11 protein-coding genes and 1 other RNA gene are annotated in these 14,697 nt (G+C 43.9%); 8 read left to right on the forward strand and 4 right to left on the reverse strand.

The genetic code is table 11. The features are described 5' to 3' along the window. Window positions 1-52 precede the first annotated feature (52 nt). From ssrA to L3V30_RS19795, 3 genes are all read left to right on the forward strand, one after another. Window positions 53-420: a transfer-messenger RNA gene (ssrA, locus tag L3V30_RS19785) on the forward strand. Window positions 421-1,238: 818 nt separating this feature from the next. Further along, window positions 1,239-1,790 carry a DUF6795 domain-containing protein gene (locus L3V30_RS19790; protein ID WP_237309628.1) on the forward strand — a complete coding sequence of 184 codons (552 nt, stop codon included), beginning with the start codon at window positions 1,239-1,241 and terminating at the stop codon, window positions 1,788-1,790. 3 nt (window positions 1,791-1,793) lie between these two features. After that, the gene (locus L3V30_RS19795; RefSeq protein WP_005391480.1) at window positions 1,794-2,933 is read left to right on the forward strand and encodes a lipase family protein; all 1,140 of its coding nucleotides are present in this window, start codon (window positions 1,794-1,796) and stop codon (window positions 2,931-2,933) included. A 121-nt stretch (window positions 2,934-3,054) separates the two neighbouring features. Here the strand turns inward: L3V30_RS19795 and L3V30_RS19800 are convergent, their stop codons facing one another. Next, window positions 3,055-3,618, reverse strand: a complete 564-nt coding sequence (locus L3V30_RS19800; protein ID WP_012842100.1) for a porin family protein — start codon at window positions 3,616-3,618, stop codon at window positions 3,055-3,057. A 424-nt stretch (window positions 3,619-4,042) separates the two neighbouring features. Here L3V30_RS19800 and L3V30_RS19805 point away from each other — a divergent pair, with 424 nt between their 5' ends. From L3V30_RS19805 to L3V30_RS19820, 4 genes are all read left to right on the forward strand, one after another. Then, window positions 4,043-4,924 (forward strand): LysR family transcriptional regulator, encoded by an 882-nt coding sequence (locus tag L3V30_RS19805; RefSeq protein ID WP_006741861.1) that lies wholly within the window; start codon window positions 4,043-4,045, stop codon window positions 4,922-4,924. 119 nt (window positions 4,925-5,043) lie between these two features. Then, a complete protein-coding gene (locus tag L3V30_RS19810; protein WP_006741862.1) occupies window positions 5,044-6,579 on the forward strand; it encodes a bifunctional GNAT family N-acetyltransferase/carbon-nitrogen hydrolase family protein in 1,536 nt (511 codons plus the stop codon). A gap of 204 nt (window positions 6,580-6,783) precedes the next feature. Next, window positions 6,784-7,371 (forward strand): DedA family protein, encoded by a 588-nt coding sequence (locus L3V30_RS19815; protein WP_006741863.1) that lies wholly within the window; start codon window positions 6,784-6,786, stop codon window positions 7,369-7,371. A 180-nt stretch (window positions 7,372-7,551) separates the two neighbouring features. Further along, a complete protein-coding gene (locus tag L3V30_RS19820) occupies window positions 7,552-8,919 on the forward strand; it encodes a Na+/H+ antiporter NhaC family protein (protein ID WP_237309655.1) in 1,368 nt (455 codons plus the stop codon). A gap of 70 nt (window positions 8,920-8,989) precedes the next feature. Here L3V30_RS19820 and L3V30_RS19825 read toward each other — a convergent pair whose 3' ends face one another. From L3V30_RS19825 to L3V30_RS19835, 3 genes are all read right to left on the reverse strand, one after another. Beyond that, window positions 8,990-9,829 (reverse strand): 3-keto-5-aminohexanoate cleavage protein, encoded by an 840-nt coding sequence (locus L3V30_RS19825; protein WP_237309631.1) that lies wholly within the window; start codon window positions 9,827-9,829, stop codon window positions 8,990-8,992. Next, complete coding sequence (locus L3V30_RS19830; protein ID WP_237309633.1) at window positions 9,820-11,151, reverse strand: aspartate aminotransferase family protein; 1,332 nt, start codon at window positions 11,149-11,151, stop codon at window positions 9,820-9,822. Before L3V30_RS19830 ends, L3V30_RS19825 begins: the two co-directional genes overlap by 10 nt. A 207-nt stretch (window positions 11,152-11,358) precedes the next feature. Further along, window positions 11,359-12,627: an O-acetylhomoserine aminocarboxypropyltransferase/cysteine synthase gene (locus L3V30_RS19835; RefSeq protein WP_237309635.1), complete on the reverse strand. Its 1,269-nt coding sequence runs from the start codon at window positions 12,625-12,627 to the stop codon at window positions 11,359-11,361. A 289-nt stretch (window positions 12,628-12,916) separates the two neighbouring features. Between L3V30_RS19835 and L3V30_RS19840 the strand changes: the two genes are divergently transcribed. After that, window positions 12,917-14,662 carry an amidohydrolase gene (locus tag L3V30_RS19840; RefSeq protein WP_237309637.1) on the forward strand — a complete coding sequence of 582 codons (1,746 nt, stop codon included), beginning with the start codon at window positions 12,917-12,919 and terminating at the stop codon, window positions 14,660-14,662. Window positions 14,663-14,697 lie beyond the last annotated feature (35 nt).

Here is a 14,697-nt window from a genome sequence, read left to right on the forward strand (position 1 = left end):
ACGCATAGTACTGGACAGCCAATGCTTTTCTGTTACTATGCGAATATTACCTGGGGCTGATTTAGGATTCGACGGGAATTCAGAAGTCTGAGGTGCATGCCGAGGTGCGGTAGGCCTCGTTAACAAACCGCAAAAAAATAGTCGCAAACGACGAAAACTACGCACTAGCAGCTTAATAACCTGCTCAGAGCTCTCTCGCCCTAGCTTCCGCACGTAAGACGGGGAATAACGAGGGATCAAACCCAAACGCGCTAGCCCGGATTCTCCCGCCTGAGAGATGAACGGCGAATTTTAATTCAGGCTAGTCATTCATTAGCGTGTCGGTTCGCAGGTGGGTGGCGAAATTAAAGATCGACTAAGCATGTAGTACCAATGATGAACGGTTTTCGGACGCGGGTTCAACTCCCGCCAGCTCCACCAAACGTTTGGAAAAGGCCACCTTCGGGTGGCCTTTTTTGTATCAACAATCCACTTTCCACATTGTCTTCTTTTCTCACGCACTCATGCTACCTGATAACTTTTCACGAGCATTGCTGCATAACTCTGAACGTACGCCGATTTAAAAACTCGTTGAGTATTAAGTAACAGACGATACGCTCATAAATACACAACCAAAAGCACATGGAAGTTCAGAAGAACTCATTCAAGGCCAAAAAGTGTGTACTATATGCTCTTCGATTTAAAGTGTTCTAAGTCTTTGGGGTATCAACAACTACGAGTGCTAAATCTAAGTTATAGAATTATGATGGGTTAAAGTTGAACAATTTGGGTTTATCACTAACCATCAAAAGATACTTAATAAGCCTTTTCTTTTGTTCTTGGTTATCACAATTGGCGGAAACATAAATTATCAAGTCAATCTAGCATTACGATGTAAATTAATAAAAACACCTCTTGACCAAGCGACTAATTAACTATTTTCAATATGATTTCATTGTCTGAAACCTAGTATTTATAGAGATCTTTACCATTCGATAGCTCTCGTTTATTTTGCTTCCACATTACCTGATGAAAGCCTCAAAAATCCAATATAATATAACTACCAAAGATTAGCGAAGACTGAGTGTTCCAGATTTAAACTTTATTAATGCTAATAAAAAGCGGTCAAGTAGATAAACATAAATCTAAAAATGTAATTTTCAAATTCACAAGTTACAAGGACAATGCAGTACTAATCACATAGTTAACATTAAATATTGTAAAAACACACAATACATATACATTTATAGATTTTTAAAATGAAAAAATTCGATGTGAAAAATTACTTAGTTGGATTTATTACAATCATATTGTTGAGCATTAATATGAGTTTTGGAGAGAGTATATTGAATTGCGATAAAGTTAACCAATACACACCACAAATCAATGGTGTGCTAACAAAAAAAGGAAAGCCGATTAATAACCAAAAGGTTAGTCTTAGTATTGGTTTAAGCGCTTCAGGAAAATCAATAGACTTATCAACATTTACTGACAGCAGTGGTCGGTTTGAATTTTCTCCTGTGTATGAGAACAAAGAGAGCGTTAAGATCCCGCTTATTGAACATTATGTAACTATTGTTTTAACCACAGAACTAGATATTGATGAAAGCGTTATTATTTGGGAAGGTTCGTTCGATGGCTATGAAATAGAGGATTACGTAAAAAACAATATGGCTAATCTAGTCTGTGATGCAGCAAACCCTCTTAAGTACTTTGCTTTTTCAATTGATGATGACGAAAACGATGACTACTACGTAAATAGTCAATGTGAATTATTTGGATATATTGACTCTGACTTATATGGAAATTAAAGAATGCAATCACTCTCACCAAAGCTATCATCTAGAATCGCAGAAATCCCTTATTCTGTATTCGCAACTAATGTTCGTAACGTTAGTGGTTATATAGCAAAGTTTTTTACATTTGATCTAAGGAATGATGTCAAAAAAGGAACGACAAGTGGCTTTATGGGATTTGGTGGAATGACATCAGATTTTGTAGCGATAGGTCGAGGTAAGGGCGAGTTTGCCGATACTTTAGTATTTTCCTTCCGAGGCACTCAAGCAAACATCGGCGACATTATGACCGATGGAAACATTGGGATATCAGGTACCTCATCCGGTTACAGGGTACATGCAGGTTTTGTAAATCTCTTCAATACGATAAAGCCACAACTTGCAGCATACATCGCTGGTTATTCGAAAAAGAACATGAAAGCACCGAAGGCAGTACACTGTGTAGGTCATAGTTTAGGTGGTGCTCTTGCTTCATTAGCGGCAGATTGGGTGAAGAGTCAGTACGGCTATAGCGTACACCTATATACTTTTGGCGCACCAAAAGTTGGCTTTAAACCATACGCAAGAAGGGAGTTAGATTCTTCATATCGCTGCACTCATGGTGCAGATCCAGTTCCGATGTCTCCTCTTTGGCCATTTACTCACGGTGGTATTGAGTATCGGCTAGATGGAAGTTCTGGCATCTACTTCTGCGCTCATGGACTAGGAAAAAAATCTGTTCCGGGTTATGTCAATACCGCTACAAGTAATGAGTGGTCGGCACTACAACCCAAATCTCAAACTTACCTAGAACGCAACGTATTTCTTGACTTCAACAATAGATATAATGCTCGAATGACTGATGGTTGGGTAAGTAAAATAGTCTCTTCAATTTTGACCTTACTAAGAATTTCAGGTCTGGGTCATATAATACAACAAATAGCAACCGTAGGCCTTACTGCTTGGGATCAACTAGCTAAAGCTATGGCGTACATTTCAAAACTAAAAAACGAGTATACAGAACACGTCCGCGGTATTTTAGGTCACATGAATGTAATGTCAGGTAGCGCAGCGATCGACCTATCGAGTATTACTTATAGAGTGATAAAACTTTGTTTTTCGAGACTAGTAAGAAGGTTAGACAGTCATGTTAGAAATGCTCTAAATATAGTAGAGTGACAGTAAAAGACACTAACAATTATTCTAAAAACAGCTCTATTAGCCTCAACTAGATTGAGCTCAAAAAATGCGAAGCCATTTAGCTTCGCATTTTTATTTGGGTTAAACATGGTTAACAATATTAGAAACGATATTCCACACCTAGCGATGCTTGGTTAAAATCAGTTTTTGTGCTTGCACCATTCGCGACGTTCTCTGCATTCAGTTCTACGTCGTACCACATATATTCTGCGTTAACTAAGAAGTTATCAGTAACTTTAAAACCAACACCGGCACCAGCGAATACACCTTCGTCATCTTTGTTGCCTTGGAAGCCCGCAACGTTGTAATCCGTCGAGTACCACATTTGACCACCTTTTGCGTAAAGATCGACACGATCAGCAATAGGGGCTGTAACTTTTAGTGCTGCGGTGTAACCGTCCGTTTCGGCATTTGCTAGGTTATTACCATAGCTACCAAAATCAATGTAACCGCCCTCTAACGCTAAGTAAGGGTTAAAACGGTAACCAACCAAACCTTGAATAGCATCGCTGTCATCATCAAAGTCATCTTGTCCATCAACTTTTAAGTAACCATAGTTGGCGCCGACATAAACACCATGATCTTTGGAGTCCGCTGCGTGAGATAAAGTACTAAACGTTGCTAAAGAAAAAAGGCCAATCAAAGTAACAACATTGCTTTTCATTTCGTTCTCCTAATATAAGTGCCATTGAAAGTTCGAATTATACAAAGCAAATGCAATGCCAATTTTAATTTAATGAAAAACATTTTCTACTTTATAAAAAATTGACATCATTTTGAAATTAAAACAACAAAAATAAAAGTTATACCGTTTTATTTACCTTGAGAAAACAATATTAGATTTGTGTAAATACTAATGATGTAAAACATTCTATTTTATTTGTAGTTTTTTCAAAAGATAGGGAAAATCAATAAACAAACCCCAATCATCAATTATTTACATACCCATTATATTTAGGATTCTTAATTTTTGGTCTGGGTTCTTTATGAACGAGTAAGGAAGGTAATCACACATCGGCTTTTTCTCTCTTTGCTTCAATAGGTAAATCTCCTACTCTGTGAATAGGCTATCTCCATGGGACTGAAGTATGTTAAAAGGCAGTGAGTACCCTTCTATCCGAGCATTAAGGACGTTTGTCGCGGTTGCAAATTACCTCAGCTTCTCAAAAGCGGCGGATGCCCTATGCATTACACAAAGTGCAGTAAGCAAACAAATTGCCGCGCTTGAACAACTAGTGGGTTTACCTTTAATACAAAGAGGCTCGAATGGTATTGAGTTAACTGAGGAAGGAAAACGCTACCTACCGCAAGTCACAGAAGCACTAGAACTTATTCAGAATGCAACCGCCAACTTAATACAATCAGATTCAAAGCAAGAATTGCTCACCGTGGATGTTACTCCTTCTTTCGCTAGCCTTTGGTTGGTACCTCATATTGATGACTTCCACCAGCGACATCCCAATATCCGTGTAAGAATCTGTACCGGAGATGGGAACGTAAAAGGTTCAAGCGGTGAAAGCGACTTGCATATTCGTTGTCTTCCATTGTCCACGCATTATGAATACAGCCACTTACTATGCGAAGAAATTCTACTATTGGTCGGTTGTACTAACGCTCCTGCACTCAAGAATGTGCACGCTGTTAGCGACTATCCGCTGATACCTCAAATCACTCGTCCTCAGTTGTGGGAGCAATTTAAGGCTGCGCATGCAGTAGAATCAACCGTTACCTATCACTCTGTAGGCTTTGAACATTTTTACCTAGCTTACGAAGCCGTCAAAATGGGAAAAGGACTCGCCTTACTTCCTGATTTTATGGCGCAGAATTCTATTTTAAGAGGGGATATCCAACGTATTCTTAACCTATCTTTACAGAGTGGTTATGGTTATTACGTGATGATCCCAAATTATCGCCTATCGGCTAAGAAAGTGGCGGCGTTTTACGAATGGTTGAAGAGCAAACTAAGCTAATATTGTTTTCTTGATATGCTTTTGGTAACCCAAACAACTCAAAGACTTCAGTATCTGTCTGCTCCAAATTGTGGCATTCTCATTAACACTGTTTCAAAAGGATAAATGGATTGAAAGATATGGACAGCAATTCGCCCAAACTCTCATTACGTACCATTGAGCCAACGGATTACCCTGAGCTTGCAGAACTAATGGACTTAGTGTTTCCTGATGTTGGCGGCTCATGGCCACGGCTGACTATTATGGATCTCATTCATCAGTTTCCTGATGGCCAAATCTGTATTGAAGATAACGGCAAAATAGTCGGTGCAGCATTAACCATTAAAGTGGACTACAACCGCTTTTCTCTTCCTCACCTATATACCGACATCATTACCGAAAACAACGTCATACAGAATCAAGTAACCGGTGATGCAATGTATGGTCTCGATGTATTTGTCCACCCGGACTATCGAGGGCTACGTTTGGGTCGACGTTTGTATGATGCGCGTAAAGAGCTTTGCCGGAGTAAGAACTTCAAAGCCATTTTAGCCGGTGGCCGCATTCCTAATTACCACCGATACGCAGATGAACTGAGCGTTGCAGAGTACATCGACAAAGTAAAACGCCGTGAGCTTCATGACCCTATTTTGTCTTTTCAGCTTGCTAACGACTTCGATGTAAAACGAATCATGCGCGGCTACTTACCAGAGGATAGCGCTTCTAAAGGTTACGCGACACTGCTGGAGTGGGATAACTTTTTCTACGAAGAGGATATTCAATCCGTACACGATGTAGAAAAGACTCTGATTCGAATTGGTGTTGTACAGTGGCAAATGCGCGCGATGAATGATCTGGAGGATTTGCTCGATCAAGCTGAGTTCTTCATTTCTTCTCTTGCGAATTACAAGGCCGATTTCGCCCTATTCCCTGAGTTCTTTAACGCACCGCTGATGGGCTTGCAAAACGACAAAAATTCCGTTGAAGCAATCCGCTTTTTGGCTAGCTTTACGGAAGAGATCAAAAACCGTTTCTCGCAGATGGCAGTCACCTACAACATCAACATTATTGCAGGCAGTATGCCCGTTATCGAAGATGGCAAACTGTATAATGTGGCCTACTTGCTGCAACGAGATGGTGAAATTAACGCTCAATATAAAATCCACATCACGCCTCATGAACAAAGAGACTGGGTGATCGACGGTGGTGACAATGTTCAAGTTTTCGAAACCGATGCGGGCAAAGTCGGCATACTGATTTGTTATGACAGCGAATTCCCTGAATTGGGAAGAATGTTAGCAGAACAAGGCGCACAAATTGTATTCGTTCCTTTCTGGACGGACACAAAAAATGGCTATCAACGAGTACGAATTTGTTCCCAATCGCGTGCCATTGAAAACGAATGCTATGTTGCAATTGGTGGCAGTGTTGGTAACTTACCTCGTGTTGATAACGTGGACATCCAGTACGCACAATCTGCCGTATTCTCACCGTCGGATATCTACTTCCCGCACGATGCGACCTTGACAGAAGCAAGCGCCAACACCGAAATGATGATCTTCGCCGATGTTGATTTGACTAAGTTGAAGCAACTTAATACCGAGGGTTCAGTAACCAACTTACGTCACCGACGTCTTGATTTGTATGGCGCATTTACTAAAGCTAAAGAGTCATAATGGTGTGCCTTATTCGCCGCCACACGGGAGCGTGGCGGCGAATAAAACAAGCAGCAGATTGATTCCGCACAATAATCAGAGGCATGTCAGTTTTTCTCAGCGGTGAGAAACAAGAATTGACCCAGTAGGACATTCGGAGTATCACTCCAACTTCGTTCCGCTTTTATTAGGGGAAAGCTTTTGGAACACATTAACGAACTTCTCATGTCAATGAAGCCTTTGCTCGAGCAATACGGCTACTTGGCGCTGATTGTCAGTATATTTCTAGAAGGGATAGGTGTACCGATGCCTGGTCAATCGCTGATGATCGCGGCATCTTTGCTCTCTTCAGAACAAGTCATGAACCTAAGTATGGTTATGATGGTATCGTGGCTAAGCTGCTTTTTTGGGAATACCTGTGGTTACCTAATCGGTTATTACTTTGAAGGCTGGTTGGATAAAAAAGGCTATATCTCTGGCCCGAAGATGCAAACACTTCAACTGACTATCCAGAAATACGGCCCTACGTGCTTGGTCGTCAGTCGCTTTATTGAAGGAATGAAGCAATTTATGCCTCTTGCATGCGGTATCGCGAAAATGCCACGTAGAGAGTTTTTGCTCGGTAACGCCCTCGCGGCGACGGTTTGGGTATTGGTATTCAGCTTGTTAACTCACTTTGCATTTGAACATTTAAGCGTGTTGACCAACCTGTACACCGAATACAAATATCTGGTATGGGCATTTGCTGCTGTCTTATTTACGTGGATGGTTTTAGGTATTGTTAAACGCAAAAAAGCCAAATCAATGCAATAACGACAGTCCCTTCATTAGTGCATAACTAAAGCTCGTGGTATCAGTGAGATACGTAATACGAGCTTTTATCTTTTTCTTTACGTGCAAAATTTAAACAGCCATTTAGACGTCTAGACGTTGACAATGCGTAAATGTGATATTAGTCTGCTCTTCTCTCTTATTATTAACATTGTCGTTTACATGTCCGGTTCCCAACAAACAACTAAAACAGTTGCACCTTCTGCGGTCGCACTGATCCCATTGATTGTATTCCTTGCGCTGTTTATTGGCGTAGGCACTTACTTATCTTTGCAAGGCGTTGAATTTGCCTTCTACCAGCTGCCTGCACCCATCGCGGTATTACCAGCCATCATCATTGCGTTTCTTTTAAGTAAAGAGAAACTTAACCGCTCAATCGAACACTTCATGCGTGGTGTTGGCCACCCAGACATCATCGCAATGTGTATGATCTATCTGCTTGCTGGTGCTTTTGCTGCGGTAGCAAAAGCCTCTGGCGGTGTTGATGCAACGGTGAACCTTGGTTTATCCGCAATTCCAACCAGCATGATTTTGCCGGGCATTTTTCTGATTTCTGCTTTTATCGCAACAGCGATGGGCACTTCGATGGGTACCATCGCAGCCGTTGCCCCCGTAGCGTTGGGGATTGCTGAATCAGCAGGAATGAGCTTACCGTTAACCGCAGGCGTTGTGCTGAGCGGCGCTATGTTTGGTGATAACCTTTCTATCATCTCTGACACCACCATCGCGGCGACACGCTCTCAAGGTTGTGAGATGAAAGACAAGTTTAAAGAGAACATTCGTATTGCTTTGCCTGCGGCGTTGATCGCGATTGCAGTGTTCGCTTTCAACAGTACAGCGACTCAAGTGCCTGCAACTGGCGATATTGAGTGGCTGAAAGTCTTGCCGTACATCACTATTTTGATCTTAGCGGTATCTGGTGTGAATGTGTTTGTGGTTCTGTCGATTGGTATCCTTTTGGCTGGCGGCGTGAGCTTGGCATCGATTGACAATTACGGACTGACTAATCTAGCCCAAGACGTTTATAAAGGCTTTGGTAACATGCAAGAGATCTTCTTGTTGTCCATGCTAATTGGTGGTTTGAGTGAACTGATGCGTCGTCAAGGCGGTCTTGCTTTCCTAACCAATTTCGTTAGCAGCCTTATCCACGCGTTTGGCTCTAGCCACTCTAAGCATGCCAACAGCCGCGCGAGTGAGCTAGGTATCGCAGGCTTGGTGTCGATGGTCAATGGCTGTACGGCGAACAATACGGTCGCCATCATTGTCTCGGGCAGCGTTGCTCGCCAACTGGCGGAAGAGAATAATGTCTCTCCTCGCCGCTCAGCAAGCTTGTTAGACATTTTCTCATGCGTGGTGCAAGGCGTATTGCCTTACGGTGCTCAAGTACTGCTGCTAGGTTCCGTATTCAACCTATCGCCACTTGAAGTAGTTGCTAATTCTTACTACTGTTTTGCATTAGCGATAGCGGCTGTTGTCGCGGTGTTTATCAAATATCCCGCTCGTCAACCTGTAGCGCAAACTGAGAACTAACGACAAATACCAAAAAGGCTCCGATGGAGCCTTTTTACTTTCTTCTTTATTTTCCTTGCCGCGAACAGATTTACTTCAAAACTGAACGCAAACTTTGCGCACTGTGTAAAGGAATCGCAAATCGATGCGCCACATCGCGTAGAGCTTCCACCTGAGCCGCGTTACTGATTGCTAACTCGCCTGTCACATCGAAGTGGTTGTTCTCAAAACCAACTCTCACATCGAATCCAAGTAACATCGCACTCGCTAAACAGTCTTGCTCTCGCGCGCCAAAAGCACAAATGGCACATCGAATTTCTTCCTCGACAAAACGCGCCAAATTCAAGCCTCGTAAATCCCATGGCGACGACTGTTGAGCTTGGTGATAACGCCCTAACACCACTAATGCATGCTGATGCGTTTTAGGTAACACGCCCGCATCACGCAGTTGGAAATAACGTTCAATGTCGGTTGCATCGTAGAGAATAATTTGGCTCACGATGTTGTTTTCAGCCACCCAATGGAAAAAGGCATGCCCTTCTTTCTCACTTGATCGATCGGGGATTAATTCCCTCAATGCGAAAGAAGCCGCTTCTGGTTTCACTGCTTTAACTAACGCCATCTGTTGTGCCGGAGAATACAAGCCCACCGCCTCTGTGGTGAGCTGAACCATCATGTTTTCTCCCACCGCTTCTTTCACGGCATGGTAAATTGCCATGTTGTCGTCGATGTCTAGTGAATGACGTCCGTTAGCGTCCCTAGCATGCAAATGGATCATGGCAGCCCCTGCTGTTTGACAAGCGATAGCCTCTGCAACCAGTTCGTCTGTTGTCATGGGTAAGTTGACGTGATCGTGCTTGGTTTTTCTTGCGCCGTTTGGAGCCACGATAATAGCGATAGGTTCTCGCAAATATTGGTTTGCTACTTCCATGTCTCCGCCACCTCTTTTAACGTCAGTGAGAGTTTACCGACTAGTTCATCAATATGATGAGACTGAATAATGAATGGCGGTGCGAGCAAAATATGGTGCCCATTAACGCCATCAATCGTTCCGCCCATTGGATAGCACATTAAGCCATTTTCCATTGCTCGCTGTTTGATGCGTTTGTCTGCCAATGTGGCTTTACTCAGAGGCGCATTGCTTTCTTTATCCGCCACCAACTCAATGCCCAAAAACAAACCTTTACCACGAATGTCGCCAATGTATGGTAAATGGGCCAATGCAGAAGTAAGCTCTTTACGCAGCAAAACACTTTGCTGATTCACCGCTGTTAATAAATCATCTTGGAAGATGGTTTCAATGGTTGCCACGGCGGCAGCGCACGCCACAGGGTGCGCCATAAAAGTATGACCGTGTTGGAAAAAACCGCTTCCATCAGCAATAGCTTGATAGACTCGATCATTCGCAACCACCGCGCCAATAGGTTGATAACCCGCACCAAGCCCTTTAGCCATGCAAACCAGATCGGGCTCTGCCTCTTCTTGCTCAAACGCAAAAAAACTGCCACTGCGCCCAACGCCACACATGACTTCATCCAAGATCAATAACACATCGTATTGGTCGCATATTTCGCGAATACGTTTAAAGTAACCTTGAGTCGCAGGTACAGCTCCAGCGGTGGCTCCCACAATAGGCTCGGCGACAAAAGCCATGACATTCTCAGCCCCCAACTCAAGAATTTTTGCCTCAAGTTCATTCGCCGTTCGTAATGAGTAATCCAATTCCGACTCATGAGTCTGCTGATACCGATAAGCATAGCAAGGGGCAATGTGATGGCTCGGATGCAAGATGGGTTTGAACGGTTCACGTCGCCATTCATTACCACCGACCGCCAGAGCTCCCAACGTATTGCCGTGATAACTTTGCTGACGCGCGATGAATTGCTTCTTCTCTGGCTTACCTGATTCCACAAAATGCTGCCGCGCCATTTTTAGTGCCGACTCCACCGCTTCTGACCCGCCACTGACTAAATACACATGGTTGAACTGCTCAGGCATGTACTGACAAATCAATTCCGCTAGTCGCTCACCGCTGTCACTAGTAAAAAATCCAGTATGAGCAAACGGCACTCGCTCGAGCTGTTCCAACATGGCTTTTTTAACGGCTTGATGACTGTGGCCAAGGTTTGATACCGCAGCGCCGCCACAAGCATCGAGATACTGTTTCCCTTGTTTATCGAATAGATAAACACCCTCACCTTTATCGATGATTGGCAGCGTGGCATTGCAATGACGGTGAAATACGTAAGACATTTGAGTCCCTTCCAATGTATAAGATTTGCACACATCATCAGGAACAAACCCAAACGTGACAAGGGAATAAATTTCACCCTCTATGAGCTTTTGGAATACCACAAACCAAAAGAACCAAAGCCTTTGATATTTAAACAATAAAATAAAAACAGGCCAGCTTTTTTAAAGGCTGGCCTATGGGTAACCAAAAGCTAAAAACAGAATCGTTTACGCGTTTAGTGCCTGTTCTAAATCGGCTAGAATATCGTCAATATGCTCAATACCTACAGATAAACGAATCATCTCTGGTGACACACCAGCTTGTTTTTGTTCTGCTTCGCTCAACTGACGATGAGTCGTCGATGCTGGATGGCAAGCCAATGATTTTGCATCGCCAATGTTCACCAAACGCTTAAAGATTTTCAGAGCGTCATAAAAGCGCACACCTGCGTCATAGCCGTCTTTTAAACCAAACGACAAAATCGCAGAAGGCTTACCTTTCATGTATTTTTCGGCGAGATGGAAGTGTTCAGAACTTGGCAATCCGGCATAACTCACCCAACTGACTTTGTCACTCTGTTCCAAGAACTCAGCCACTTTGAGAGTGTTCTCGGTATGGCGCTCCATACGCAGCGGTAACGTTTCTAGCCCTTGCATAAGCATAAATGCATTCATCGGTGATAATGCCGATCCGGTATTACGCAATGGTACGGTACGCGCGCGCCCGATAAATGCCGCCTCACCAAACGCTTCGGTATACACCACGCCGTGGTAAGAAGGTTCTGGTTGGTTGAAAACGGGAAAGCGGTCTTTGTGCTGCGCCCAAGGGAATTTACCGGAATCCACAATCACGCCACCCAATGTGGTGCCATGCCCACCAACGTATTTAGTGAGAGAGTGAACGACGATATCCGCACCGAACTCGATGGGTTTGCACAGCACTGGCGTCGCGACGGTGTTATCCACAATCACAGGTACGCCTTGCGCGTGAGCAAGCTCCGCTACGCGTTCTAAATCAATGATATTACCGGCTGGGTTACCAATGCTCTCGCAGTACACCGCTTTGGTATTTTCATCAATTAACTCGGCCAAGCTTTCTGGCTTGTCATCTTTAGCAAACTTCACCTGAATCCCCTGATTTGGCAGCATGTGCGCAAACAAGGTGTAAGTACCGCCATAAAGTTGCGGCGTAGAAACGATGTTATCGCCCGCTTGCGCTAAGGTCAGAATCGCATAGTTAATCGCTGCACTCCCCGCACTCACGACCAACCCGGCAATGCCGCCTTCTAACGCCGCCATGCGTTTTTCCAGAACATCGTTAGTCGGATTCATTATGCGAGTGTAGATATTCCCCGGCACTTCCAAGTTAAACAGATCAGCGCCGTGCTGCGCGTTATCAAACTCGTACGCGACCGTTTGATAAATCGGTGTCGCGACAGATTTAGTGGTAGGGTCAGTTTCGTAACCAAAATGGATGGATAGCGTTTCGTCTTTCATGTTCTTCCTTGAGCGTCATCGAGATAAATCGTGGACTTATCATGCCGACTTTTTAACCACAGAACCTCGTTATGGGTCACATTGCCCAAGTCCAGAAACGTTTATGAAATGGGAAAAGGTAACATTTTTGATATTCATCGATAGGTATAACTTGCGCTTGATTGAAAGTCTTTAATCTTGTTGATAATCCTCCTTCAATATGAACTAAAGTGAATTTGACCTATTGAGTTCTCAAACTCATTGAGATGGGAGCAATAGGCAAAAAACTTACTCTGTATGGAGATGACCGATGAACAAAAACTGGATCCCCATTGCCCTATCTGGGCTTGCTTTAACGGGGTGTTTTTCTGAAGAAGCGAAAGAAATAGAAGCCGTCGCCGAGCCACTCAAAGTAACCGCCGCAGACAAAATTTATTATGGTGGCGACATCCTAACCATGGCAGGCGATAAACCAGAGTACGCCGAAGCCGTCGCGACATTAGGCGAGAAAATCATTTATGTCGGCAGTAAAGATGGAGCGATGGAACACAAGTTCGGTAAAACACAGTTGGTCGACTTAAAAGGCAAAACTATGTTGCCTGGCTTTGTTGATCCGCACAGTCATGTGTATGGTGTTGGTCTGCAAGCCATGGTCGCAAACGTGCTGCCATCTCCTGATGGCGAAGCCGATAACGTTGCGAAAATCATCGAAACTCTGAAAAATGCCGAGAACAATAATACGCAACGCCTATTCATTGAGAAAACGGGGTGGATTTTAGGTTTTGGTTACGACGACGCCCAACTGGATTACTACCCTACCAAAGCGGATCTCGATAAAGTCAGCACAGATAAGCCTGTATTAATCATCCATACTTCGGGGCATTTGAGTGTCGCGAACAGTAAAGCGTTAGAGCTAGCTGGCATCACATCAGAATCGGAAGATCCAAAAGGTGGCATTATCCGCCGAATGGAAAACAGCCAAGAACCAAATGGGGTCCTAGAAGAAAACGCGCACTTTGCAATGCTGTTCAACCTCAATAAGTTGATTGATTCTGAACTTCAAGATCGCATGTTAGAAGCCTCGCAAGGTATGTACGCGAAATATGGCTATACCACGGCTCAAGAAGGACGAGCAACATCAGAAGGTTATGAAGCGATGAAACGCGCGTCGAAAAACGACAAGCTAATGATCGACTTGGTTGCTTACGCCGATATGGTATCGAGCAGTGATTTTATGGACTCGGAATACAACACGCCAGAGTACACAAACCATTTCCGCATCGGTGGCGTAAAGCTGAACTTTGATGGTTCTCCACAAGGTAAAACGGCATGGCTAAGTCAGCCTTACTTCCACCCGCCACATGGACAAGATAAAGACTACGCTGGCTACCCAACCTTTGAAGATCAACAAGCTTACGATTACGTAGAAACGGCCTTTAAAAATGAATGGCAGGTGCTGACGCATGCCAATGGTGACGCTGCGATCGAGCAATTTATCAATGCAGTGACCAAAGCAAATGAAAAGCTAGGAAAACAAGACCGCCGACCTGTACTCATTCACGGCCAAACCATGCGCCAAGACCAAGTGGATCGCTTAGCTGCGCAAGGCATCTTTCCTTCTCTATTCCCAATGCATACTTTTTATTGGGGTGACTGGCATGTAGACTCGGTACTCGGCCATCCTCGTGCCGATTTCATTTCACCAACTCAAGCGGTGAGAAAGGCAGGGTTAAAATTCAGTACACACCATGACGCACCTGTGGCGCTGCCAAGCTCATTCCGAGTATTGGATGCGACCGTCAATCGCACCACCAGAACCGATAAAGTACTGGGGCCAGATCAGCGCGTTGACACGTATACCGCACTGCAAGCCATGACGATTTGGCCGGCTTACCAACACTTTGAGGAGTCGTATAAAGGTTCTATCGAAGTGGGCAAAAATGCGGATTTAATCATCCTCGATAACAATCCATTGAAAGTGGAACCTAAGGTGCTAAAAGACCTAAACGTGGAAGAAACCATCAGCCGAGGCGAGTCGGTTTATCAACGGCAGTAATCCCAAATAAAACACCGCCGTCATCGAGGCGGTGT

Source organism: Vibrio sp. A1-1, assembly GCF_021728175.1.
Lineage (GTDB): Bacteria > Pseudomonadota > Gammaproteobacteria > Enterobacterales > Vibrionaceae > Vibrio > Vibrio diabolicus.

Coding starts and splice junctions, on each gene's coding strand:
- L3V30_RS19840 (WP_237309637.1), top strand. CDS start 12,917: ATGAACAAAAACTGGATCCCCATTGCCCTATCTGGGCTTGCTTTAACG.
- L3V30_RS19805 (WP_006741861.1), top strand. CDS start 4,043: ATGTTAAAAGGCAGTGAGTACCCTTCTATCCGAGCATTAAGGACGTTT.
- L3V30_RS19810 (WP_006741862.1), top strand. CDS start 5,044: ATGGACAGCAATTCGCCCAAACTCTCATTACGTACCATTGAGCCAACG.
- L3V30_RS19820 (WP_237309655.1), top strand. CDS start 7,552: ATGTCCGGTTCCCAACAAACAACTAAAACAGTTGCACCTTCTGCGGTC.
- L3V30_RS19835 (WP_237309635.1), bottom strand. CDS start 12,627: ATGAAAGACGAAACGCTATCCATCCATTTTGGTTACGAAACTGACCCT.
- L3V30_RS19825 (WP_237309631.1), bottom strand. CDS start 9,829: ATGGAAGTAGCAAACCAATATTTGCGAGAACCTATCGCTATTATCGTG.
- L3V30_RS19830 (WP_237309633.1), bottom strand. CDS start 11,151: ATGTCTTACGTATTTCACCGTCATTGCAATGCCACGCTGCCAATCATC.
- L3V30_RS19800 (WP_012842100.1), bottom strand. CDS start 3,618: ATGAAAAGCAATGTTGTTACTTTGATTGGCCTTTTTTCTTTAGCAACG.
- L3V30_RS19795 (WP_005391480.1), top strand. CDS start 1,794: ATGCAATCACTCTCACCAAAGCTATCATCTAGAATCGCAGAAATCCCT.
- L3V30_RS19790 (WP_237309628.1), top strand. CDS start 1,239: ATGAAAAAATTCGATGTGAAAAATTACTTAGTTGGATTTATTACAATC.
- L3V30_RS19815 (WP_006741863.1), top strand. CDS start 6,784: ATGTCAATGAAGCCTTTGCTCGAGCAATACGGCTACTTGGCGCTGATT.